Annotated in this window: 16 protein-coding genes; 8 read left to right on the top strand and 8 right to left on the bottom strand. The window is 52.3% G+C overall.

Annotated elements, in window-relative coordinates:
• Positions 1-354: 354 nt before the first annotated feature.
• Both VHE34_RS26095 and VHE34_RS26090 read right to left on the bottom strand, forming a co-directional pair.
• Positions 355-1,083 carry a hypothetical protein gene (locus VHE34_RS26095; protein WP_325593478.1) on the bottom strand — a complete coding sequence of 243 codons (729 nt, stop codon included), beginning with the start codon at positions 1,081-1,083 and terminating at the stop codon, positions 355-357.
• A 277-nt stretch (positions 1,084-1,360) separates the two neighbouring features.
• A complete protein-coding gene (locus tag VHE34_RS26090) occupies positions 1,361-2,023 on the bottom strand; it encodes a hypothetical protein (protein ID WP_325593476.1) in 663 nt (220 codons plus the stop codon).
• Positions 2,024-2,547: 524 nt separating this feature from the next.
• Here VHE34_RS26090 and VHE34_RS26085 point away from each other — a divergent pair.
• The gene (locus VHE34_RS26085; protein ID WP_325593474.1) at positions 2,548-3,762 is read left to right on the top strand and encodes a hypothetical protein; all 1,215 of its coding nucleotides are present in this window, start codon (positions 2,548-2,550) and stop codon (positions 3,760-3,762) included.
• A 6-nt stretch (positions 3,763-3,768) separates the two neighbouring features.
• Positions 3,769-4,908, top strand: coding sequence for an RNA polymerase sigma factor (locus tag VHE34_RS26080; RefSeq protein ID WP_325593472.1), 1,140 nt, complete (start codon positions 3,769-3,771; stop codon positions 4,906-4,908).
• A gap of 343 nt (positions 4,909-5,251) precedes the next feature.
• Here the strand turns inward: VHE34_RS26080 and VHE34_RS26075 are convergent, their stop codons facing one another.
• The gene (locus tag VHE34_RS26075) at positions 5,252-8,836 is read right to left on the bottom strand and encodes a hypothetical protein (RefSeq protein ID WP_325593470.1); all 3,585 of its coding nucleotides are present in this window, start codon (positions 8,834-8,836) and stop codon (positions 5,252-5,254) included.
• A 35-nt stretch (positions 8,837-8,871) separates the two neighbouring features.
• Positions 8,872-13,836, bottom strand: coding sequence for a hypothetical protein (locus VHE34_RS26070; RefSeq protein WP_325593468.1), 4,965 nt, complete (start codon positions 13,834-13,836; stop codon positions 8,872-8,874).
• Between the two features lie 213 nt (positions 13,837-14,049).
• Here VHE34_RS26070 and VHE34_RS26065 point away from each other — a divergent pair, with 213 nt between their 5' ends.
• The 4 genes from VHE34_RS26065 to VHE34_RS26050 all read left to right on the top strand — a co-directional run bounded on the left by VHE34_RS26065 (position 14,050) and on the right by VHE34_RS26050 (position 17,906).
• Positions 14,050-14,265 (top strand): hypothetical protein, encoded by a 216-nt coding sequence (locus VHE34_RS26065; RefSeq protein WP_325593465.1) that lies wholly within the window; start codon positions 14,050-14,052, stop codon positions 14,263-14,265.
• Positions 14,266-15,786, top strand: a complete 1,521-nt coding sequence (locus VHE34_RS26060) for a DUF692 domain-containing protein (RefSeq protein ID WP_325593463.1) — start codon at positions 14,266-14,268, stop codon at positions 15,784-15,786.
• Positions 15,787-15,975: 189 nt separating this feature from the next.
• Positions 15,976-17,187: a GTP-binding protein gene (locus VHE34_RS26055; RefSeq protein WP_325593461.1), complete on the top strand. Its 1,212-nt coding sequence runs from the start codon at positions 15,976-15,978 to the stop codon at positions 17,185-17,187.
• Between the two features lie 296 nt (positions 17,188-17,483).
• Positions 17,484-17,906 carry a Fur family transcriptional regulator gene (locus tag VHE34_RS26050; RefSeq protein WP_325593459.1) on the top strand — a complete coding sequence of 141 codons (423 nt, stop codon included), beginning with the start codon at positions 17,484-17,486 and terminating at the stop codon, positions 17,904-17,906.
• 82 nt (positions 17,907-17,988) lie between these two features.
• On the opposite strand, the gene VHE34_RS26045 is transcribed toward VHE34_RS26050, so the two are convergent.
• Positions 17,989-18,711: a ZIP family metal transporter gene (locus VHE34_RS26045; protein ID WP_325593457.1), complete on the bottom strand. Its 723-nt coding sequence runs from the start codon at positions 18,709-18,711 to the stop codon at positions 17,989-17,991.
• Between the two features lie 206 nt (positions 18,712-18,917).
• Here VHE34_RS26045 and VHE34_RS26040 point away from each other — a divergent pair, with 206 nt between their 5' ends.
• Both VHE34_RS26040 and VHE34_RS26035 read left to right on the top strand, forming a co-directional pair.
• Positions 18,918-19,421, top strand: a complete 504-nt coding sequence (locus VHE34_RS26040) for a DUF6176 family protein (protein WP_325593455.1) — start codon at positions 18,918-18,920, stop codon at positions 19,419-19,421.
• The gene (locus VHE34_RS26035) at positions 19,418-20,545 is read left to right on the top strand and encodes a GTP-binding protein (protein ID WP_325593453.1); all 1,128 of its coding nucleotides are present in this window, start codon (positions 19,418-19,420) and stop codon (positions 20,543-20,545) included. The genes VHE34_RS26040 and VHE34_RS26035 overlap by 4 nt, the downstream gene beginning before the upstream one ends.
• 62 nt (positions 20,546-20,607) lie before the next feature.
• Here the strand turns inward: VHE34_RS26035 and VHE34_RS26030 are convergent, their stop codons facing one another.
• The 3 genes from VHE34_RS26030 to VHE34_RS26020 all read right to left on the bottom strand — a co-directional run bounded on the left by VHE34_RS26030 (position 20,608) and on the right by VHE34_RS26020 (position 25,238).
• Entirely contained in the window at positions 20,608-21,483 is an 876-nt protein-coding gene (locus VHE34_RS26030) for a sugar phosphate isomerase/epimerase (RefSeq protein ID WP_325593451.1), read from the bottom strand.
• Between the two features lie 142 nt (positions 21,484-21,625).
• Positions 21,626-22,783, bottom strand: a complete 1,158-nt coding sequence (gene ampC, locus VHE34_RS26025) for a class C beta-lactamase (protein WP_325593449.1) — start codon at positions 22,781-22,783, stop codon at positions 21,626-21,628.
• A 76-nt stretch (positions 22,784-22,859) separates the two neighbouring features.
• Positions 22,860-25,238 carry a TonB-dependent receptor gene (locus VHE34_RS26020; RefSeq protein WP_325593447.1) on the bottom strand — a complete coding sequence of 793 codons (2,379 nt, stop codon included), beginning with the start codon at positions 25,236-25,238 and terminating at the stop codon, positions 22,860-22,862.
• Between the last annotated feature and the right edge of the window lie 77 nt (positions 25,239-25,315).

Genomic DNA, 25,315 nt, shown 5'->3' with positions numbered 1-25,315 from the left:
TGGAAGATAGGCAAAAATCGCGGAATTTCCGGGGGGAGGGGGGGTAAGGTGGGGGGGTAGCCAGATATACTCATTTCCATTTGAAAACTTACCCCGTATCGAAGTTACCATCTTCAAAGGCGCTATCATATGCGCCCTAGCCATCGTTGCAATCAGGGGAGTGTCTACGAAAATGGTGACATACTTATTTGATTTATCTTTCTTGACCGCATTACCCTGATCGGTGCACGCGGCGGAAGAAAATAGTTGAAAAAGCAAAGTAGGGGGAACAAGTTTCGGGGTTTCATATGTTGGTGTTGAATATACCTAAAAATACGACGATTATTCAATTAACTAACTAAGTCGTCGCCGCGCCTATCTAGTAGGTTCCGTATAAAACGTCTTCTGTCGCTTGAGTTTAATTGCTTTATTCCAACTTTTGTAATGATTGATAGTTGAAGCTCCAAACAGCAAAACAATTGGCACAGCCCAAAACCATCGTAGAGTCACGAAAATTAAGAAGATAACTAAAAGGACAGCATTGAAGATAAGGTTCTTTTGTGTTTCTTTAAGATCAGGAAAGGAGAAATAGGGCAAGTTTTTCAACTCAGAATCCTTAAGCGTTCCAACTAATCCAATAACATCTGATGTGTGGATTATTTTTATTTTGCAACCTTGGTAGGGACGTAGGAAATCGAATGCTACATTATGCGCATTTTCTGAAAGAATAATTCTGCAATTGTTCGCTTTATCAGACATGCCATCGACTGTTATCTCAAGGATGTTTCCGTCGTTCGAGCACACGATGGAAATGGGCGACATGTAAGGAATATCATCGGAAACAAGAAGGGCATTGCCAGAATTGAACAACGTGATTTCCGAGATATTCAATTTTTCGATTTTAGCAGCATCATATACTACTTGAATGCGAGAGACATTTTTAAGACGGGGGTTTATTAATTGTATCTTCGTGGTGAAATAGCTTAATTCCTTTCTCACCTTTTGCTTAATATAAAAAATAATAGCGAGGAAAATTCCGACCAGTCCGACAACATAGCCGATCATTTGTACGACGGGGGAGTTAGTAAAGTCCTGCAGTGTCATAATTAGGTTTAGGTTGACAAGCAATGTATGTGACCGAAGTCAAATGTATCAAAATTTTGGCGATCACATAGGTGTAACTGCATTGATAATAAATCCTCCCCCACCTCCTCATTCATTCCAGTGATGATGCCCGATTGCCGAAAGTGGAAGGAGGGGTCGAGTATGCCCTGGCGTGAAAGTTTATACCGACTTCCAAGTGGCTGGCAAAAAGGGACGGCCTTTATTACAAATAGATGGCTCCTTCTCGACTCTAGAGGCACGCATAGGGAATAAACAATCAATCCACGTTCTTATCAAACATTCCCTCCAACTCCTTTCGCACCAGCGGGCCGAGAACGTAAGCATGAACCGTCACTGGCATTCCATAGAACTGGCCGGCATCGATACGAATACCTTGGTGAGCCGTTTCGACGGGAAGTCCTATCTTGGCAAGGTGCCTTTCCCAGTGCGCTTTTATATGCACGCTTACGTCTATCGCAAAGCCGTTCTTATGTGAAGCGTTGTTTTGCAAGCCGAAATATTTGATCGTGTAGGCAAATTTGGGGTCTATGTTCCCCGGATGGTAGATATGGTTAAACAGGAAGATCACATAGAGCTCTGTCTCTTCATCTCCGGCGTCAAATAGCTTTTGAAGATCGTTTCGGGTCAGATCCGAATATCCTGGCTCGAAGGTCGGGGCTGAATGCGCTTTGAGCTCCAAGAGATATTTTGGTCTGTTTTGCTCGTCTGTAACCGCGATGTCAGCCCAAAGGTTATTGCGGCCTCTCCATTCGCGGTGCACCAACACTCCAGGCGCGAGCGCTACATGAAGGTAATAGGCAATCCGGTCTCGAACCGGGCCCTCGACCTTGCTCGTTGCTGCCAGAAAAGCGAGCTCATTGGGATGGAATGACTGTCCGAGATTTGAAAGAACTGACAGCAGCCGGGTTGAAAATGACATAGTGATGGGTTGGGGCTGTGCGTAAAATTAATCGATTCCTCAAATAAATCGACGAGACTTCGGCGCAGAGAGCAAATTGAGTAAGTTGAGGGCGGCTGTGAGGCGAAGATAGATGGGGCCCACAACAAAGTGTTCTCAGATACTGACCAATCATGGTACCGGCACCCTCATCCCTCAAGAACGACTCAAGGGCCTGTTTTGTCCCGACCCCGGCGGCGTTCACGGCTAGGCCCCCGCCTCCGCGATAATTTCGCCGGACTGATTGCCGCTTGCGTCGGAACGCTGAGAGGCGGCCATATCCTCTCGCTCTCCGAAATCGATGACGCCTACATGCAGGCCCACCTACTAGATGTAGATTTCCCAATGCCTGTCGATTGACTAACTAAAGGCATATCGCCGAGAACTTGCAATAAGCGATTGATTATTAGTTACATGCCGGCAGTGTGCCCAATGAGTAGAAATTAAGTGATTTTAGATTTGCTTAATTTTTGAAATTGATCTAATTTTGATAACATTTTTTGCTCATGACCCAAGTGGAGGCAATTATAATAGGTAACGGGATCATGGCCCGGGTGACAAGTCACCTGATGGCTAAAGAGGGCGTATTTAAGAAAGCCCTAATCATCGGTTCCGAAGCCTTACCCACAGCATCCACGCAGAATCAGGTCTGGTTGCAGAGCGGTTTGATCTATCCACTGGAAACGGAGAAGGGAAAGCGAGAGGCTGAACTCTGTATCCGGTTCGGAAGGCGCCTCAATGAGATGCGCCTGAAGTCCATGACCGAGCGGTTCGGCATAATGGCTGTTGCCAGTGAGCAGGAGGCTTGGAGGAAAATTGACTTTCAAATTCGCAATGGTTTTCCGCAATATGATCATATCCTCCGCCCGGCAGAAGTGGAACGACTCCTTGGGAGAGACTTCGCCCAATCGGCGCATTACCCGGAAGGGACATGTTTTTTTAAGACCCCGGACCAGCCATTCGACGAGGGTGGCCTGTTAGGGTTCTGTCGGGATTCACTTAGAAGTCCAAGCTCAGGATTTTCATCGATAACGGGCAACGCTACGCTCAGGAAAAGCCAGGTGGCGCGCAACGGATATTCTCTCGTGGTAAATGGCGAGGAATATGATCCGGGAATGTTATTCGTGATGGCTGGAGTGAGCACCAAACAATTGCTGGCGCCGCTGGGCATTGAACAGCACATCAACATCCATGCCCGGAGATGCGTCCTCATGCGGGCGCCCATCATCACCGACCTATCCGCCGATCTTTTTGTAGATATGATGAGCCACCTGAGCGTAAATGTGGTCACAAACGGGTTGGGAGAAAAAATGTGTCTCTTTGGCGATGTCCAATTTTCGTTGGTCCCGGATCTCACACAGGCAATGACAGATCGGGATGTCACCGATGACGATAAATCGAAGTTCCTGGAAAACCTCTGCCAACCACAATTCTTCCCGCAACTGCGGTCGCGGCTGATTCCGCTTATGAAAGACAATGCGAACTTCAGTGTTTGCTATAAGACCGAATGCGATGGCCACTTACCCTGGATTTTCCCGTCTGCGAAATTCGCGCCGGAATTTCCCAACATCTTTGTTGCGGGTCCGGGAAAAGCTACCCTGGCATGGTACGCGGCCCAGGAACTGCTCAAACTGGCAAAAATCAATATCCAAACGGGTTTGGAAAGACCAATTGTTCTTGAAGAACCCAGCTATCAACCCCTGTGGATTGATCAAAAATGAAAAAACATGGAAACGTTATTTAAAATCGCTTTAAGTAATCTGTTAGATAAAACCGGGATATACTCCCGATTTGAATGGGCGAGTTACCTGTTGGTTTCGGAACCGGCTATTTCCCAATGGACCAATGGGAGAACACTGCCGAAGGCGGAGCATTTGTCAAGCATTCTGCTGTTCCTTGAAAATTATGATAGAAAGGATGTTCAGCAATATGTTTACGAATTCTATCAGATGGCAGACTTGCCAATAGAAAAGACTTTGGAGGAGAGTTTGCAGGATCGCTACGGGAAATACCAAACGATAACGGAATACATCAGCTTGACGTATCAGGACGCGTTGAATATTGAAGTTTCTGATTTGAATGGTTTGTTCCGAAAACACTTTTATTACTTGTGCAGTTACTTTGCTCGTGCATTAAAAGACGTGAAGAGTGACTTTAATGAAGTAGAAGCCAGCTTCGTGCTTTCGAAGGCGTTAAGTGCGATTACTGAAAGAAATTTTCAGCAGTTGATCACTTCAAAATTAGTCGAACAGTCTTCACCGGCTCCCAGGTCCACAGCTCTTGCTCCGAATAACATTGTCTGTAGTGTTGACAATTGGGTCGTCAGCGGCTCAGTCTTCTCGACATGCCAAATGCGAGCAATAAATCACTATGGCGGCCGTGACAGGACGGTAGTTTTTACTTCGCTGAATAACCCTTCGATTAATTATCTTACTTGCAAGTCATTCCCGAACAGTAATGCACCATATTGGATAGTTGACCGGATAAATCTACCGCAAAATAGAATAGTGGAGCAATTGTTTTTGGAAAGGATCAGTGTAGGAGATAAAGATGCATTCAAAATAATTTTTGATCGATATGCCAAAGATATTGTAAGGCATCTATCGAGAAGTTCGTTGCCGCAATCCAAGTTGGAAGAACTCGTTCAAAATGTCTTTGTAGCCGTCTGGCGAAATCGAAATGAACTGGTGCACCTGATTGATTTCAAAAGTTACTTATATCGAATGGCAGATATGTGTTTCAGCTTGTATGAGGTCGATAAAATTAGATCAACGAGTGACGAAATTGGCGAATTATATGCTTCCTTTGACAAAGAAATAAAGGAAGGATTTGAAGTGGTAAAAGAGTATGAATTGTCTAATCCTTAAAAGGACATCCATCAACCGATTGACGGTTGTTTTGTACTGGCGTTGACTGAAAAACTTGGGACAAACGCTGAATATGTCTATATTACTTAAATTAAAGCGTGCCTATATTAGCTGCGAACAATGAAATTTTTCAAAAAACGTAGAAAATGAACAAGCTCGCATTTCTAGTACTTAACAAAATAGTAGCTGAACTCGGAATTGATAGACAAGCACTCGGCGCTGCTATTCGAACAACAAAGGGGCACTTTTGCCGCGAATGAAGGAATACTGATGCAATATTTATCCATAGCATTCGTAAGACATTTTTGTTACGTCCGACCCCCAGGCATAACAACTGGTATTCTCAACAACAACAGATCATCGGCACCGGCTCCAACCTCGACGTCCGATAGATCCGCTCTTTCCCTAACCCAGAGCCAATGGGCTCGGGCACGGCGAGACGATTTCGGAACAATTCGATGGCCAGAACACTGAGGGGACTGTCGTCGGGGAGGCCCATGGCCTCGAGGGTGGCGGAGATCTCGTCGTTGGACCAGGCGCAGATGCCGTAGAGGTCCTCGGCGGCACCTATTTTATTGCCGAGGGTGTCGCGCTTGCCGGGATACATTCTCTTCTCGCCGAGCAGGATATTGCGCCAGGAGGCGCCGTCGGCTTGCATCACCTGGGTATACAGGGCGCCCCAGATCTCGGTCTGGGGGTTGTTGTTGAGCAGCGACTTGCCTTCGTACACCGGGTTGGCATAGGGGGCGGACATGATCACGGATGTGCTGTTGCGGCTGATGGTGCAGGTGAGGGCGGGCGCGGGATGCTGGACGCCCGTGATGCGGATGGGCCGGCCGAAGCGGCCCTGGGCGGTACTCCAGATGCGGGAGTGGCCGACGCAGAGTTCGTAGGTGAAGAAGCCGAAGAGCTCCTTCGAACTTTGGTCGAGGCCGGGTGGCAGGGGCACCATAAAATGCGTTGGCGAGTCCGTGCTTTGCAGCATCAGCTGCCGGGCGTTGAGGCCCGCACTGTCGTCGCTTTGACCGGGCGTGATCACGCGGATCAGTTCGGGGGAAATAAAGGGGACGTTCTCCAGCGGATCGGGGACGGGGTTCTGCCCGGGGATCAAGATCGGGTCCGGCGAATACGCCTTGACAAACACAAAATAATCATCCACCGGGTTGGCGACAGGTTCCGCCAACTCGATCCATAACACGCGCTGGCGATCGCCGGTAGACGAGTAGTCATCGGCATAGGTATACGGCGTCAACGCAATACCCGCAGACTTGATCTCCGGCACCTGGCTCGGCGGCACCGCGACAGGTACGGTCATGGTCAACTCCTTCACCGGATCGACATTCACGGGTATCGACTTAAAGGCCGGCTCGACGGTATAATCTAGGTCGATCGTAGTCGGGAATGCCCCGTTTACGGGCTTTGGATCCACCGCGTCAAAGAAGATGATCGTCATATTACTGCGATCGGGGTTCGTCAGCGCCGTCATCGACACCGTGTCGATCACGTCGACGACGCCCACTTCGGTACCGTCGCGCCTGACTACAAAGCTCTCGTTATCCAGGGCATCCCAGGACCAATCCCGTTTTATCTCCAGCATGATCGTAGCGATCCACCGGCCGGCCAGATCGGTGGTCGAAGAGAAAGTTATGCCGCCGCCATCGGGCGCGAGGGTATGATGAAAGCCCTTCGAACAGCCAAAGACCACGCGCTTCCCGGGCTTGCCCATCAGCGTAGTCCCATTTACATCGAGGTCGAGCTGATTGCCGAGACGTTGCACCAGGCTGGCGGCGCTATCATTTTGCTGCCCGCTGGCTACCAGCACCCGCAAAAGGTTGTTGGAAGGATAGGGGTCGGGTTGGAGCATGATCGACTGGAATTCCTTCCCAGGCAGGTTGCCGGCAAACAAACCGGTCTCGTCCTTCGACTCGGCACGGGTGTAAATGCTGATCGGGCTCCCCGTCCGCGTGGCGTCGCTGCCAAAATAGGCCAGCGTGGGATCGGCTTTACAAACGGACCGGACGCGGATACAGATGTCGCGGGCCGTCGGCAGTTGCAACGCGCCGCCCTCGACGGTCAGGGGCAGGTCGCCGAGATCGCTCGCGTCGCCGAACTTTATAACATGGGCGTCAACATAATTTACGTCGAGCACGAAGGGTTGGGTCGGGTCATCGGGAAACGATCGCGTTACCGTATACAAAAAGTAAAAGGACTCCTTGCCGTTCGGCGACCCCAGGGTATCGAGATGGGGAGACCTCACCAGCACATCTATCTGCATCATCGTCACATCCGGGTCGGGATAACCCGGCTCGCGTTGCTCGGTCTTCGCCGCGGGAAGATCAGCGACGAGAAGGTTATAGGCATCGGGATAACCGGTATACAGGAAAGAGGGGAAACCGAGGAGCGGTCGATAAATATTATAAGACATGGGTGGGGTCACCGGGGCCACGTCATTCAGCAAACCCGGAATGCGGGGCAGCCGCGGGACGATATAGCGCCGGAAGCGGCTGGTGGCGAAGGGTGCGGGCGCGTCATAGACCGGATGATCTGTAGGGAGCGGTCCACCGCCGCTGATATCGGCGAGCCGCACCCGAAAATCATAACTACCGCCATAGACCAGCGGTACATTTTCGTCGCCCACCGCATTCATCTGCCGGGTCGAGATCGTGTCCGTGCCCGATATTTTGGCTGCTTTCAGTTCTTTCACCACGAGCGAGGTCCCCTGCCATTGCGTGTAGTAAGACGGCAGCCAGAAGACGCCGGTGTTCTGTCCGTCCAGCTGCGTGGGCGCCACTTCGATGCCCAGTTCGCCGTCGATATTGCCTACATCGATGCCCGATAGGGTCAGATCGCCCGATACCCTGCACAAGGAATTCCAGGAGTTGTCGTCCTGGCCGGTTTGGCGAACGTCCACGCGATAGGACAGGACGCCCATGGGGGCATCGAGCCGATCGCCGACCATGGGGTCGATGGTCAGTTGCCGGTTTTGCCAGATCAGGATCTGCTCGTCATCCCAACCCAAACGAATACCAAAGTCGCGGACAGGCGGCAGGCCATTGCTTTCCTGGCCGGGCTCGAGCAGCAGGTTCGCACTGACCGGTTGGACGGAATGCACGATCTTGGCAAAGCCGTCGTCATAGTCCTCCGCCTCGCTGAAGACGTTGTCGAAGTTGCCGGGCACGGGTGTGGAAGACACGGGGAACTGAACGGCTCCAAATAAGGGCCGCGCGGTGGGGAGGGCCGGGATCCTTGCCGCATATTGTTTGAACATCGCAGGCGTCGCGATCACCTGGGTGTAATAATCGCTGGTCGCGTCGAGGTCGATATAGAGCCAGCCGCCGGCATCGAAGGCGGTAGCCGGTACGGCGAATTGCGTTTGATAGATGAAGCCCAACTCCCGGGCGAGCACCGGCTGCCGCAGCGCCAACGCGAAGACCTTACCCCAGCTGACATCTCCATTGCTGTACTTTGGCGGCGGCAACGAGCCATCCTTCTTTGTCATATCGCACATATAGCTGTCGTCGGTCTTGGCATTCGGGATGCGCGGGCGGCTGAAGGCGAAAGAATTCCGGTAGCTGTTCGGCAGGTATTTTTGGAGGATGTCCGTGGCCTTGGCCGGAACATAGATATTCGATGGCTTCGTGATGTTGAAGCTGGTGCTGAGCTTTTCGAAGAACGGTCGCGTATTGCCGGGAGACACGATCGCCAACGGGATCGGTGCGGTGGCGTTCACCGGGTCGGGCATCAACGCCAGGCTGGGGATGATACGGGCGGCGAGGGCGATCTTCGCATCGGCGAAGGCCGGCGCGCCGGCGACCAGCGGTGACAGGGGGTCTTCTCTTGGAATGACCAGGACGTTTACGAGGATATTCGTTCCATCGAAGCTTTGCGGGAAAGCGTGCGTAGACAATTTTATCGGGGAAGTAGCCATATTGCTTTTTTTTGGATCGGTTATCGGATGCGGGTTTAGGAGATCTGCCGTTTTTCCTGCCAGGTGACATCGAATTCGAAGTTGATGACAAAGCAGATGGAGATCTCCATCGCGAACTCGACCTCGCAGACGCAGAAGCTCTCGTGGGGCGTAACGGAAGTGTCCGTCTCCTGGCCGCCCTTGGCTTCGATCGAGATGGTGATATCGATGAGTCCTTCCAGCAGTTCGGCCTCGCCTTTGAAGAGGATGAGCCCATACATGCCCTGACCGGTGTCCTTCCATTCGAAATCCATGCCGATGCCCATCTGCACCGAGACATCGCCGACGACGGGCCAACTGGTGGCCAACTGCACACCCACTGCAAATTTGAACTCGATGGATTTTCCGTCTACGGAATCGATTCCCAACTCGAGTTCTATTAACCCAAAGGCGTAGAGTGCTACGGCGCCGATGGTCATGACAAGGATATCGATCTCGCCTTCGAATTTTATAAACCCGCCGATGGAGAGCATCTTTTCGCCTTCGGCGACGGTGTCCACCGAGGAATCATCGGAGGTAAAGGAGAAGGGCAGCATATTGTACTGGACGCCAAGACCGATCTCGATCTCGATCTTTAGGGGCGGAGTCGGGGCGTCGGTTCCCACATCAGAGACCTTTTTCCCGAAGACATACACCTCGGTATGGCTGGGTTGGAATTTCAGCTTTAACCCGAGGAGCGATGCCTTGAATTTTGGCTCCCAGGAATCCGTTTTGTTACCCATGGTCACCCCCATGGCCTGCGCCATGTCGAAGCCACCCAGGAAACTCAGGATGTCGACGATCGGCTGCAGGACGGGGCCGAAGCCGACGACTGGGGTGCTCATCTGCGGTCTCCCACCCGCGATGGAGCTGTAGCTCGAGGTGATGGTGATCACGCGGGTAAAGGTCTCGAGGTCCATCGCGATCGTATGCTTTTGCATACTCACGGCCCAGGGCGTGGCCCCATCCGAATCGAAGCTGGAGGAGATGGCCGTTGCCGTCCCCGCTCCATCCGAGTAGTCGATATAGATGCGGGAGTTACCGGAGTGAAGCAGGTCTTTTGTGACACCGGTTGGTACGTTGAGGGTGGCATTGGTGATGAGCTTTAGCTTGCCGTCACCCGTGACCTGAAGCTGTGTGCCGCCGGCACCCAACTGGAAGGCATCGTCCAGGTTGGGGAAGATACTCTTCGAGGTCAACAAGGTATACGCATCGGCAAAATAGGGTTTTAGGGCGCTGTTGATGTTGGCGACGTTGCGCGTGATCTCCGGTCGCACATACAGTACTTTTTGTCCCAGCGTGGTATGCAGCAGTCCATAGTCGGAGACCGGCGCCGAAGCGTTGAAGATATCGACCGGATCGGCAAAGCGATAGGGCTCGGTCGGCGTCGTGCCCAGCTTACCCTGGCGGATGAGCGGGATACCGGCATTCTCGTCCACCACATCGATGTCTTTTGTGTTGTCCTTGCGCCGGACCACACCCCATGCCCCTTCCTTGGGAAGATGAAGCGAGCCCGAACCCTGGGTGACGAAGACGGGTGAGCTGACCCCGGGCGCATCATACACAGCCACCCGGGAGAGGAGCATGAACTGACCCGAATTGCCGACATTGACGATGCAATCGACCGGTCCGCCGAGGTCGCCTTCGTCTTCGAGGAGATCGGCGAATTGTGCAGGAGTCAGGGGTTCCTGATATGGAGACAACTGGACATAACCCCGTTGGCCCTTGCTGGGAACGAGACCCGTGGCGGTGCCACCCTTGACTACATCTTCGATGAGCACATCCGCGTTAAAGAGCACTTCCTGCATGATGACATTGTCAATGGGATTCCGGCCCTTGTAGGTGTGACCGGTGTCCTTTATCGCCGTGACGTTTGTCACGCCGTGGACTACACCCGGGTGGAATTCGAAGGGGTTGGGGTGCGGAGTTAGAGAAGCGTCGATGTAGGAGAAATCATATTTCCCGGCGCCCTGGGCTTTCCAGCCGCTGTCATAGCGCGTGACGCCGCCGCCGGAGGTCCGTTCGATCGTGATGGTCCGGACGACGGGGACGCCCCAGGGATAAAGCAGACTTTTTACCTGGACGATCTCGTGGGCGGTGCGCCCGATCAGCACCTCGAGCTTTACCTGGCTGGTGGCCGCGATCTCCGCGTTGGGGTTTAGCCAGTTGCTGAAGATGGTGGCGCCATAACCCGAGATATCGAGCCGTTCGACGGGCACGCGTGGGTTGGCGCCGGTAGAGGGATTGAATTCCTTGTTGAAGATGGTGTCGACGGCGGGGCCTAAAACGCTTAGCGGGTTGCCATCCGCATCGACGGGGACGGTACCGGTGAGGAGATCGACGAGGTTTCTCAATTGTATCGTGGCGCCGGGGAAGCCAGGGGATTCGTATTGGGCGCCGATGTTGGGGCTGGTGGCGAGGACCTTTATCTGGATGCCGCCGGTGTAGTTTTTGAAGATTGGTGCGTTGAGGGAGAGCTGTGCGCCTTGTTGGGTGGGGTCGCTTGGATTCTTGAAGAGCGCTATCGCTTCCATCCCAAAGGGCAGGGAGAATAGGCTGATCATGGGTTTGGAGGCCGCGGCGTTGTAATCGGCGAGGTATCGATCGATGACGGGGATTGGCGCGATGGGGACGAGGCTCGCCGACTCCGAGGCGATCAGCGTTGGGATGCCGGTGCCGTTGGAGGTGACGGGGGAGGGGAAGGGGTAGGGGCTGACATCGGGGTTCTGGATGGTGGTCAGCGGTTCCCATTGCACCTGGGGTAGGGTACAGAGGCGGGTGTTGAAGGCGTAGGTGGTGAGGCTCATGTCTTCGACGAAGAAGGGGAAGGCGCTGGCGGCGGCGGCTGCGTCGGGTGAATTGGTGGCAGGCGCGGCGGCGTTGAGTCTGGGGTTGTCGCCGGATTGTGGGTTGACCTTTGATACGGTGATGCCGACGCCGAAGAGGCTGGCGTTTGTCGAGACATCGAGCAAGAATACCTGCGCGGCGATGGATTCCAGTTGACGGGCGAGGACGGCGCCGGATTCCTGGATATTAGTGCTGAGGGCTGCGAGACTTGTTGTCTCGCCGATGCCGGCGGGATTTGCGGTGGTGGATTTGCCGGTGCTCACGGCGCTTGCGGCGTTGGTGGTTTGCGGCAAGAAGGCGGTCTGCGTGTCTTCTGATAGGAAGACGATGTTTAATTTGACGTTGGCGGGGTCGGGCCAGGTGAGGATGTCGACCATGCCGATGCCGCCGGCGATGTTCGTCGCCGCGCCTGTCGCGCCTGCAGCTGCGCCGGCTGCCAGGTTGGTACGTACGCCCTGCCGGAAGAAGGGGGAATAATTGGTGACATAGGGATCGGGCAGGGAGGGTAGCAGGAAGTACATGGGGAAATGCAGCAGGAGTATTCCTTTGTCGATATCACTGGTATTGGGGGTGAGTTGACCGGCCAGGTAGTAATCCTGGGTGGGCGTCGTCTTTATAAAGGCATTCTCCAATGCGAAGGAGATGGGTGTGGTGTCGGCGGCCTGGCCGGGGGGATAGGTCTGCTGCCGGATATTCAGCGACAGGATGTATACGAGGGCCGTCTCGTGGTTTTTGATCAGCAGGAATTCGGAATTGGGCGGAGCGATTTTGAGTCGTTCGTTGTCGGCTTGTAGCGGTCGATCGATGGCGGTCGTCATCGGGATGCCTGCGCCGAAGACTGCTTCCGTGCCGTTGCTGAAGCAATGATAGAAAAGGACGAAGGTTTTGGGGAAGTTGAGCTTTACTTGTGATCTCACCAGCTTTGTGGGGTTGTTTTCATTCCATAGGAGGAAGGACTGGCTCGAGCGGTTGCCGGCGGCGAGGGCTGCCGTAAACGCGAGATATCCCGGTTCAGCGAGCAGATAAGTATCGTTTAGGGTTATGCTTCCTTTATTGAAACCTGTCCAGGTGGTGGTTATGCCGGGCTTCAGGGTCATGACGATGGCGCCTGTTCCGGCGGCGACCCCGAGTTGGGCGGGGGTGGCGACTGTCACGGGGAGGGCCCAGGCGCTGGCGGCGATGGGGCTTTTGCCGGTAGGAAAGAATGTGCCGGATTTGACGGTGTTTAGGACGAAGTCGGGCGTGTTGGCGGTGTAGGGTACGAGGATCTCATTCAGCGCGGGTAGGTACTGTGGGGCGGGTGGCGCTGCGGCCTTATGAAAGGTGTAGGAAGAGCCGTATACATCGAGGTTCATATCCGCGGCCTTGTCGATGGTGGCGATGACGGGGTGGAAGGTGAATGCGGCGGTTGCAGGCAGGGTAATCGTCATGTTCTTTGCGTCTTCCCCGGTGGAGGTGTTGGTAGCCGGGTGATCGGGTTGCTGATCGAGATCGATGGAAAGATGGCAAAGCTCCGTTGCATTGACGAGGATGCTGCTGCCCGAGATCGTGACCGCGCCGTTGCAGCGGAGTTGGCCCGACTTTATGCGCAGGCCTGTGTAGGCGCCTGCCGGTGCGGTGGTGGTTAGCAATTGACTTCTGATCCAGATGCTGCCCGCGGATAGTTCGTATACCCCGGAGCTGTTGAGAAAACCGCGAATCGGCACGGTGAGAAAGACATCTCCGCCGCGGGACACGGAGATGGTGCGGACGATTCGATAGAAATCGAACCAGTAGGTTCGGCCTGCGGTGTCGGTGAAGGGCCCGAGCGTATGATCGACGGCCATGCCTGCGGCCCATTTGGGCATGGAGGCTTGGTGTTGCGGGGTGAGGACGGGGAGCTCGCGCCGGAAGACGCGGAGTTCCGCGGCGGTGCTGCCCGCCGTCGCGGTCGAAAGCGACTGACCACTATCGATTGGGGCATTCAGGCGGCTGAAGTAGTCCGCCGGCGGCAGCATGTCCCGGATATTTTGATGTTCTAAGATTGGATCGAGTTGCTGTTGCAATTCGGTGAGTTGGCGGGCGCTGTGTTTGCCGGCGCCGGTGAGATTGGCGGTGAGCATGGCCACGGAGTTGCTATTCGTCGTTGCTGTCATGAGCAGACGTTTTTTTGGAGAGAATGGAAAATTTGATTGGGGTGGTAGTAGTAGAGGATATAAAAGTAATCAAGGTTTGTTTATCGCATGCAAGTACAACTACCTGAGTTTTGAAAGAAAATTCTGGTAGAAATACGTACTACTATCATGGTATTGACATCGCGTATACAATTTTCTAGTTTTAGCAATTATTTCATTTCTAAACTTTATGTTATGTCAGATTTAAAAATGGCGCGTTACGGCAATGCCGTGCGGGTCACATTGCCCATCAGTGTCGCGAACGATATCAAGCAAGTACAAAAGGTCGTTGCGGCCTTAGCCACCAAGCTGGGGCATACCGGGTGCTTTTCCGGTTTCGATATTTTCTTCCAGCAGGAAGTGGAATATCACGTCAACGCTGAGTCACTGGCAATCGAAGGTATCAGATAAATGCTGCCTGAAGCAGGCATAGGACTGACCTATAATTTCGGGTTGCAATCTTTTTTAGAAGAGTGCCTGGACCATATCGATGTGTTGGAAGTTGAGCCGCAGTCGATATGGTTCCGAAAGAATGGTGATGCTTCGAATGAAGTGCATGGTTGCCCGCAGCTGGTGATGAATGAAGCCGAATTCGAAAGGATCAGCCGGTACCAGTGCCGGAAGCTGTTGCATGGCATCGGCTATCCGGTGGGCGGCAGCATTCCGCCGGGAGATGAACAAATACCACTGTTGCAAAAGATGATCAAAGACTGGGATGTTCCCTGGATGAGCGAGCATCTCAGTTTTAATAAAGTGATCGCCGGCAACCGGCAAGTGAATACGGGGTTCCTGTTGCCGCCCTTGCAGACGCCGGAGGGGGTGCGGGTTGCGGCGGGCTCGATCCGCCACATGTCGGCCAACCTGCCGATACCTTTGTTGATAGAGACCGGGGTCAACTACCTGCAGCGACAACGGTACGAGATGGAAGACGGGTGCTTTATGGCATCGGTGGTCGAAGCCGCAGGTTGCGGTATCCTGCTCGATCTGCATAACGTGCTGGTCAATCAGAAGAATGGCAGGCAGGGGGTAAGAGAATTCATCCGGCAGATCCCGCCTGAAAGTGTATATGAGATCCACCTGGCGGGGGGCAGGGAATACCAGGGCTATTACCTGGATGCACATGCAGGCCTTATCTCGCGGGAACTGGAAGATATCGCGCGGGAGGCCATCCGGATGTTGCCGAATGTGAAAGCTGTTTTTTTTGAGATCTTCCCTACTTACCTGGAGGCGATGGACAATCGTGCGTTGTGTTTGGAAATGGATAGGATCCGGAGGATTTGGGATCAGCGAGGGACGCGGACTATTTCGAAACGTCATGGGGCGCCGCCCGCACAGCCGGCGCCGGCGGAGCGGCTGGACGGATCGGTCCCATCGGCGGAGGAATGGGAGAATGCCGTAGCGGCGTTGATCCTGAAGAAGGAATCGGATTCGCCGTTGTACGAGTGTCTGAAGGCGGATCGGGGCGCGGGGATCATGCAGGACCTGCTGTATTCCTTCCGCGCATCGATGGTGGTCAGGAGCATTCCTTGCTGCTTCCGGTATCTGCTGATTGCTTTCGGCAAGGACCATTTCGAGTCGTTGCTGAAAGACTTTTTTTCGGGCTATTATCCGGAAGGATTCGCCTCGGTCGAAGCGTTGAACTTCCTTGAGTACCTGGCCGGGCGGCCAATCGATTTAAAAGCATTGCCCGATCTGATCCGGTATGAATCGGCGGTGATCCGGACGGCGATAGATAATACCTCCAGGGTGTTGCAGTTTTCGGTCGAGCCGTTGACATTTTTGAGGGCGTTGGCGGAAAAGAGGTTGCCGGCGGCGTTTATCGATGGGGAATTTGAGTTGGTTATCGAGGGGAATACGGAGGGTGAAGGGGATACTGAGACGTCGCGACCGGTTTCTGAGTTGGATCAGTACAATCCGGTGTTTCACAATTGATGGGTGGCCGATTGTAAAGATCTCATAAAGGCTTTTGCCTGCCAAGGACAATGCGTCGCTAAACTCCGCCGACAGATAGCGGTTAGCACGGCCTTCAACAGATCCGACGATGCCCGGCAGATTGTAAAAATTATTGCAATATTGTTGCATTTAATGAATTTTAACTATTATTGCAACAAATATGCATTAATGACGATATTTACCTCTTCCCCCCGTAAATTGCCCGTCACCGTCCTGAGCGGCTTTCTCGGCGCCGGGAAGACAACGCTCCTCAATCATATCCTGCACAACAAACAAAATCTCCGCGTCGCAGTGATAGTCAACGACATGAGCGAAGTCAACGTCGACGCCCAGATCATCGAACGCCAGGACGTGCTCTCGCGAACCGATGAAAAGCTCGTCGAGCTCAGCAACGGCTGTATCTGCTGTACGCTCCGGGAAGACCTGATGAAAGAAGTGTCCCGGCTGGCGGAAGAAGGCCGTTTCGATTATCTGCTTATCGAAAGTACCGGGATATCCGAACCCGTTCCTGTGGCACAAACCTTTTCTTTCCAAACGGAAGACGGGCTGTACGATCTGTCGAAAGTCAGCTACATCGATACGATGGTTACCGTCGTGGACGCCTGCAATTTCTTCCGGGATTTCGGTACCATGGAGCTGCTTTCTGACCGCAGCCTCGCCGACGAAAACGATGGCCGTACCATCGTGAACCTGCTCACCGACCAGGTCGAATTTGCCGATGTATTGATCCTCAACAAAATCGATCTGATCACGCCGGAAAACCTTGCCTTGCTCGAAGCGGCCCTGCGCCGGCTCAACCCGGGTGCACGTATTGTCCGTTCCGAGTACGGCAGCGTAGATCCTTCGCTGATCTTAAACACCGGTCTTTTCGATTTCGAAAAAGCACAGCAGAATGCGGGTTGGCTGCGCGAGCTCAACGGCGAAGGACACACCCCCGAGACGGAAGAATACGGGATATCGTCATTCGTTTTTCGCTCGCAGCGTCCTTTCCATCCCGAACGATGGCATCGCTTTCTCAACGATAAATACCCGGAAAATATCATCCGCGCAAAAGGCATGTTCTGGCTGGCCTCCCGGCCGGAGCTGGCGATCAGCTTCAGCCAGGCTGGTGGAAGCTTGAGGGTAGAGCAAGCGGGCACCTGGTGGGGCGCCATGCCCTATAGCGAGCGCATCCGGTATGCGGCTTTCGTCAACAATCAGGACAAGATCGAGTCGCGGTGGAGCAAACTTTGGGGAGACCGGCTGAATGAATTGGTTTTTATCGGGCAGGATCTCGACAAAGAAGATTGCCGCGACGCTATCCGGCAATGCCTGGTCACTGCAGACGAGGCGCGAAACTGGGAAAAGCGGCGTTGGCCTGATCCGTTTCCGGAGCTCTGATTGCCGGGAGACAATCGAATGATTATATCGCATCACAACAAAACAAATGAGTATGAACAAGCGGCTTCTTTATTTTTGGTTTCTTTTCCTCACGGTAGTCACGCAGACGGGTTGCGACATAAAGCGAGCCGGCGACATACCGAAGCCCTTATATGGAATGCGCTATCCGCGGCATCACGCGGTCGGCAAGGAACCTAATTTACTATCGCAACCCCTTTGCATTATTATTTGAATAGTTAAGCAAGCGACGCTATCGCAAGGCGCCACGGGGTCGCCGGGAAGTGACTATTACTGCTATGGATATAAACTTAGTCGAAATCCTGAAAAAAAATGCGCTGAACATTACCGCACCAAGGTTGAATATCCTTGCGCTGTTTTATGAACACACCGGCTGCCTGTCGCATGACGACGTCCTAAAAGCGCTGGGTGGCGTTATCGACCGGGTTACGATCTACAGGACCCTGCGCGCCTTCGTACGGAAAGAGATTCTGTTTTGCATTCCCACCGCGAATAATCATCTGCTGTACAGCCTGCAAAAGACCGGGACCCCAAACCATACGCCGGTCCGGCACGCTGTCTTTATTTGCAAACAATGTAGAAGAATTTATCCTATGGACAGCATCGATCTTGATCTGAAAAAAATGCCCGGCAATTTCGTCATCCACCACTGCTCGGTAGTGATCAAGGGGAAATGTAAGGCCTGCCAGGGCTTCCCATGAGGTCCAGTTACCGGATATCCGGCTATCCCAGCGACTGTAGCCCGGCATGATCAGATACCCCGAAGATCATGGTGGCACCATCCTAAAATGCGCTCGCGATGCGCAACGCAACAAAGATCACAAAAATGCCCAATAAGGTCATCAATAACGTTTGCAACCTCGGCTGATGCAGCCTGCTTTCAGGAACGATATCGCTTGCTCCCAGGTACAAGAAGAAACCTGAAACGAGTGCCAGCAATATTCCCAGCGTCTCCGCAGTCAATCGGAAAAAAAACGTGGAAACGGCGCCGATAATAGGAGCGACTGAATTTATGGCCAACCATATAACAGCGGTCCGGTAACTGCCCTTCCCCTTTATGATCACACTCGTGGTATTGATCCCGTCGGCAATGTCATGTATGATCACCGCTAGGGCGATCAAAATTCCGATCTTTGGAGAAACCCTGAACGCCAGCCCGATAGTTACGCCATCCAAAAAACTATGTACGGACAAAAAAAGGGCAGCGATGCTACCTCGCAACCCGCCATGGTTATTTTTTCGGGCAAGCGCATTGAGAAAGATCAGCCCCCAGTCTATAAGGAAATAAAGAATAAATCCCAGGCCGGTAATCGAGGCAATTTCCCTCGGCGAACAATATTTTGCCGAAATTTCCATCGCGGCAGGCAACAAGTCGAAAAAGGCGACGCCAATAACGGCCCCCGCGCTAAAACCCAAAATAAGATGAAGCCTGCTCTTGAGACTGAGAGCGAAGTAGCCGCCCAAAAATGTGAAGATCAAAGTCGCCGTACAAATCAAAATGATCAAAACCGGGGTTTTATGACAATTTAAAAAATAGCCGCTGTTTATTCTTCCTTGGATTTTTCACAGGACACATCATCGCGGCAGTCGTTCCTGCCTAAATATACAATAAATTAATTATTGCAACATTGTTGCGATTTAAAAGAATAAAGGGTTATCTTCGCTAAGCCACCCGTTCAGACAGGGGAGTTTTCATTCAAACAGATCAAACAATGCACAGATCCATTTTATTCCTGGTCATCGGGATCTTCGCCGGCGGCATCATCTCCCATTGGGCCGGGCGAATGATCCCCTCAGCGGCGGCGGCTCCCAAACGCCCTGAGGCAAAATCCACCGGAACATTGAAATATCCGCTCCACTCCACACTATACCGGTTCACGTTGAATAAAAGCAATATGGATGTCTACCAGCAATGGGTCCGGTGGCACCATGAAGCTTACCAGCCCATGATCGCGACACTGGAGCGCGAAAAAATGTACTTCGAATCGGTATTCCGGGATACCGCGAATGAGCCGGGGGTCATTTACTGGCTCGCCATTGATGGAGAAGGAGGCGCCAATTCCACTTCCTCCACATCGGAAATCGACAAGAAGCACGTGGAATACATGAAGCAGATCCTGGTCAAAGGATCGCGGGTGACCCTGAAAACGGAGTTTACGCTTATACCTTCCTTTATCGACGAATGCATCGACCGCCACCAGCAAACGGAAAAATGACCGGATCACCTATACCGGTGACCATACTCAGCGGATTCCTGGGAGCCGGAAAGACCACGTTCCTCAACTCGCTGATACAGTCCCTTCGCGCAGCCGGCCGCCGCCCGCTGATCATAGAAAATGAATACGGACAGGAGAACATCGACAGCGAGCTTGTCTTTGGCGCAGAGAGCGGTCTTTTTGAATTCAGCAACGGATGCCTTTGCTGTGATCTCAACGAAGATCTCTTCGACCTGCTGCTCGAATTATGGAAGAAACGCGCCGAGTTCGACGAATTGATCATCGAGACCACCGGGATCGCCGACCCCGCCAATGTAGCCCTGCCTTTCCTGACGAATCCTGCGATAGGTGCCGCCTACCGGCTGACACGCATCGTCGGCCTGGCGGACGCCCGACTGATCGAATTCCAGTTAGCCGACACCGAGGAAGCCCGTAAACAGATCAGCTTCAGCGATATACTTTTGATCACCAAGACCGAGGATCTCTCCGGCCATGAAAAGGAGAAGATCATGCGTCTACTCGCGGGCCTCAATCCGTTTGCCATGGTTCTCTCAGGCAACAAGACCGACGGGTATCCTATGGAAAAGATACTCGATTTTCTACGATACAAACATCCCGAGCAAGATCGGCCGGGAGCCTATCCCGCCAATCCCGGGGCGTCTTCCCATGAGCATCATAAACACGATCACCCCCATGGCGCCGGCGGCCACTGCCACGACGCCGGCCACCATGACCACGGCGCTCATGCGGATGCCCATCAACACCCTCATCACCATGAGCACCACCATCACCATGATATCGCTTCCCTCAGCTTCCGGTTTCCTGACAGTTTCGACATGGAAGAATTGGAATTCCGGCTCATGGTCTTTCTGCAGGGCCAGGCAAAGAATATTTATCGCGTCAAAGGCATTGTACATGCACAGGGACAGGATCATAAGATCATTGTACAATCCGTAGCGCATTATCTGAGTGTCGGGGAAGGTAAACCGTGGGGAGCCGAAGAAGACAGAATAAGCCGTATCGTTTTTATCGGCAAAAACCTAAACCCTCAGGGCTTCGAAAAAATGCTGCGGCAGTGCCTGTTTAGCGGAGGCCATAAATCGAAAAGTGAAATTCTCAGGTAATCTTTCCGTCCGCCACCCCGGCAGGAAAATCATCAGTCTTGCCGTTGCAACCCAACAAAGGCTTAGGAACCAAGAACTTTCTTTATATAATCAGCACTCTCCTTGATGCTCACATACGGATCGATATTTGTAAAATTCTCCTGCTCCATGAGAAAGTGCCGCACCCCGGCAGCCTCAGCCTTCGGAATAAGTCCTTTATAGTCGATACTGCCCTTTCCAACCTCCGTGTTGATGGCCGGATTCGTCTTGTCCATGTCCTTGATATGGATCAGTCTAAAGCGGTTCTTATATTTTCCGAAAAGGACTGCTGGGTCCTGTCCCGCCCGCACTACCCAATACATATCCATCTCCAGATATACCAGGCCCGGGTCAGTATTCTTCACCAACGTATCGTAAAAGGTTGTTCCATCGACGGCCTTCCATTCAAAATTATGATTATGGTACCCTAATTTCAATCCCTCTTTCTTTAGGATCGCGGCAATGGCATTCATATTGTCTGCCACCTTCTTGAAATCGCTTTCCGTGCGAATGAACTGCTCCTGCAATGAAGGAACAATGATATATTCCTGGCCAAGGACATGCGCGGCCGCGATGTAGATGTCCAGGTTCTCCCGGCTTCGGGTGCCGAAGAATTGGTTCATGTCATAATGCCCGCTCGGAGTCCGGAGACCGTTGACTTTAAGCACTTCGCCGAATTGCTTTGGCGATAATCCCCAAAAACCGGTCGTTTTGTTCAGACCGAATGTTTCCACTTCGACATATCCGGCCCTGGCCACCTTTTGGATGACATCCCTGGGATTGGCCGGCAGCTGGTCCCGAAGAGAATACAACTGAATTCCGGCTACTTTCTGCACGGAAGGCCGGCGAAAACCGGCACTGAATAAAAGCCCGGCGGATGCGAGCGAGGCCTGAGTGATAAATTTTCTTCTGCTCGTCATAGTCAATATTTTTAGTTGAATGTCCTGACAATATTAAGCAAAATACTTAAACTGCACTAAAGTTGCATTAAGAGAAATTTAAGACCCGCTTGGGCGGGGGTCCGTTCCCGGCCGGCGGGACGCGCTAAGGCAAGCGGCAACCTTATTCAAAACGCTTCAATAGCTGATACGCGAGACGCACCCTGCCATCGATAGGATATGATTTGTTCGCCAGTATAACTACACCGGTTTTCTTCGAGGGGATGAACAGTATATACGCACCGAAACCATTCGTCGAGCCCGTCTTATCGATAAGCACATTCTGTTGCGGTGGTAATTCGGGCGCGATCCTGGTGGCCGGATTCGGTTCTAAGATCATGGAAGTGGCGTTGCCCGCAAGCAGGATAGCACTATCGGTTGGATAAGGGTATTGTTCCCAAATAAGATCCTGCGTCAATACCCCGCATTTATAATACCCGGAATGCGTAACCATAACGGCTTGCCGCCACGGCTCATTGACCCTGGCAATGCCCATGTTCACCTCGGCATATTGCAACAGGTCCTTGACGCAGGATTTTATCCCATAGGTCTCGGATGCCAATACTCCCTGGCCCACCCGTACCGCGCTGTCGGCGTCGTTGTATCCCTGGGCGTAGTCGGCCATTTTTTGCAACGGAACATCGATATAAGTATTGGTCAACCCTAGTTCGGGCAACACCGTCTTTTCGATGAGATCGGTAAACGGCCGATGCATGCTTTGGGCCGCGATAACCCCAAGCAACCCGATGCCCGGATTGGCATAGACCCGGTAACGGCCGATTGGAAACCGGGGTCGCCATTGCTTGAAATAATCCATTAGCTGGACACTGTCTTTAATCTGTTCAGGAAACTGTAAAGGAAATCCTCCGGCGGTGTGCGTGGCCAGGTCAACGAGCGCTATACTGTCAAAGCTGGTTTTCCGCAGCGACGGTAGATATTTGCTGACCGGATCCTTAAGGGAAAGGAATCCTGCTGTTTGAGCATAGCTGGCAAGGGTCGCCGTGAAAGTCTTGCTGATGGATCCGACCTCGAAAAGCGTTTCATTCGTGATCTCCCGGGACGTGCTCCTGGAAGCTACTCCAAAATTATAATAAAAGCGCTTGCCATTGATAGTTACTCCTATTGCCATCCCCGGGATAGCATATTTCCCGAGGACCGGCCGTACCACGCTGTCAACGGCCATCGCCGTGCTGTCCTTCAGGAGCCTGCCGGCACGACCATTGAAGTTTCCCGTGCAGCCACAACTTAAAAGAAAGACAAAAAAAAGAAAGAATAAGCGCATAAGGATAATTGCAATAATATTTCATTAAATAATTCAGAATATATAACTGTCAGCAAATACGCGTGGAATACAAAAGTTACATCCTTAAGCGTATTCCCGCATACACTTGACGCCCGCGCAACGGGCCCCAGATATGCGAGGTGTTGAAATTTCCATATTGATCAAAATAATGAGGTTCGTCGTGAGCCGACCCTGTTTGCGTGTAGTTAAGTAGATTTTCGCCACCCACGTAGATTTCCCAATGCGATGTCAAATGATAGTCTGCCTTTGCGTTAACGACAAAATAACTGGGCGCCGTCGTAAGTTTGGGAGCACTTGCCAAGTCATCTGCGAATTGACTATAGTGGCCGCCGTAGCCATATGGCAGCAGATTTCGCGAAGCCACCCATTCGACATCGCCCGAAAAGGTAATGGGCTTCGTCGTAATGGAAATACGACCGTTCACTTCTGTTTCCTGAGCTGCCACAAGCTCGTCCGCCTTGAATGAGTTGGGAAAGTCCTGGTGGGCGATGCCGACTCCGAGTTCGAGCCATTTATTCACAATCCTATTTACCTGAAAGTCCATATCAAGAAAGAACATTTTTGTGGAATCACTAAGCAGGAGCGGCCGCTGAATGCTGGGGTCCGGGTTAGAGCCAACATACTCCAAACCTTTGAGCCAGGTAGCATACATCGAACCGGTAAACGTCCAGAGCCCTGGCGTCCAGGAAAGCGACCCTCCGGAACCCCAGCCCTTTTCCAACTGGGTGACGCCGATGTCGAAGCCGTTGTCCAGGAGACCGTGATCCAACTCGAAGAAGGTGAGTGGCGAACGCCAGCCCAAACCCGCGGACAGGCGAAGCGTAAGGTCTTCGTTGAATCCCCACTTGAAGTTCGCACGCGGCGCAACGATGAACTTATCAATAATGGAGTTGGGTTTGTCAATCCAGTTATCATGTATCTTATCAGCGCGTATAGCAACGTCGAGTTCGCGGTCATGTCCCAAATCCCATGCATCCTGAACGTAACCGCCGCCGTAATAGCTGTTGTAAGAATCCGGGGTAATTCCAAGTTCCGTGTAGTAGTAGTTCGATTGCGATCTGAGCGTCTCGGTATTGTAGTCGCCACCCAGTGTAAGGGTATGGGCTCCGACACGTGTCTGCCAACGTAAGTCGGTCGCAACGGTATTATCCTTATTCGAGTAATCGGCGCCGCCCTCGTACGTTGAACCTTGCGTCTGATTGACAAAGCCCCCATGAAACTGCAACCAACTATCTTTTGATGAGAACAGAGTGAGCGTACCTGTGATTTGATCGCGTTTCGTTTGAATCCACTCGAGAATATCTATGGGATTCCCAATAAATTTATTATTTACGTTTCCTCCGACAAACATTTGAGTGGCCAGTGAATCAGGGCTTCCTAAAGTTGCACCATGGAAGTTGGTAGTCGTCGACGCACCGAAAATTTCGTTATAGCTGTGAACATATTGCAGGTTCCATGCCAGCTTATCGTTTTTTCCCAGCCACCCGTTGATTCTCGCCAGGGCGCTTTCATCCAGCATGTATGGGGACTGGGACATACCCGTTCCATTGGCATCCCATGGCCCATTAAGAAAGTGATGAGCGGCAATTACTACACCTAGTTTGCTGCTGGGGTCAAAAGTGGTTGCCACAATCGACAAGCGTTTATATTGATCGTTACCCGCTGCGCCATCCACCGTGATCGAATTCTTCGTCGGATCCTGAAAGCGAACGTCCATGGTACCTCCCATGGCGCCCGGGGCCAGCAGTGAAGCTCCCGGCCCGCGGGCTATATCGACGGATGCTAAGCCTGCAGTGGTCAAAGCATCCACGCCATAAAAGTTTGTGACATCGGTATACAAAGGCAATCCATCAACCAGGAGCGTCGTCTGATTAGCGCCAAGGCCGTTCATCTGAATTTGCTTGAACCCGCAGGAACTGCAGGCAGTCAGCACGCATACCCCGGGCTCGAACGCGACGGCCTGGGCAAAAGTATTGGCGTTTTTCATGAACAATTCCTCCGGCGTAACGACTGTCGTCGGATGTACGGCTTCTGAGAGCTTGCCCATGCCTTCGATTTCACGCCGCCTGGCTGAAACGATCACCTCTTTCAACTTTGTGGTGTCTGGCACTAATTCAAAATTTGCTTCTCTGGTTTTAACCGAAGACAAATTCATTTCTTTTTCAAACCTCATGTATCCGGAAGCGCTTACAAACAAGGTAAATTTTCCTACAGGCAGATATTTCAAGAAATAGCGGCCTTTGGAATCCGTTGCAGTGGAATCCACTGTTGTTCCAGTTGCTGTTTTTTTTACCACAATATTGGCAAATGGTATCGACTCTTTTGTGGCTTTATCTGCCACATACCCGACCAGGTGTTTATTTGATATATTTTGAGAAAATCCTGCAATTGAAAAAACTGACAGAATTACTAAACCCCATAAATTCTTTTTCATTTAAATATTTTTAAATATTGCGATCTGAATATTCAAGCAAAGGGCCTTTCGGCCAGCAGCGAAAGAAATATTCTTAA

Source organism: Puia sp., from assembly GCF_035546395.1.
Lineage (GTDB): Bacteria > Bacteroidota > Bacteroidia > Chitinophagales > Chitinophagaceae > Puia.
Note: the sequence above shows the minus strand (reverse complement) of the source record. Positions and strands in the feature narration are given on the sequence as shown.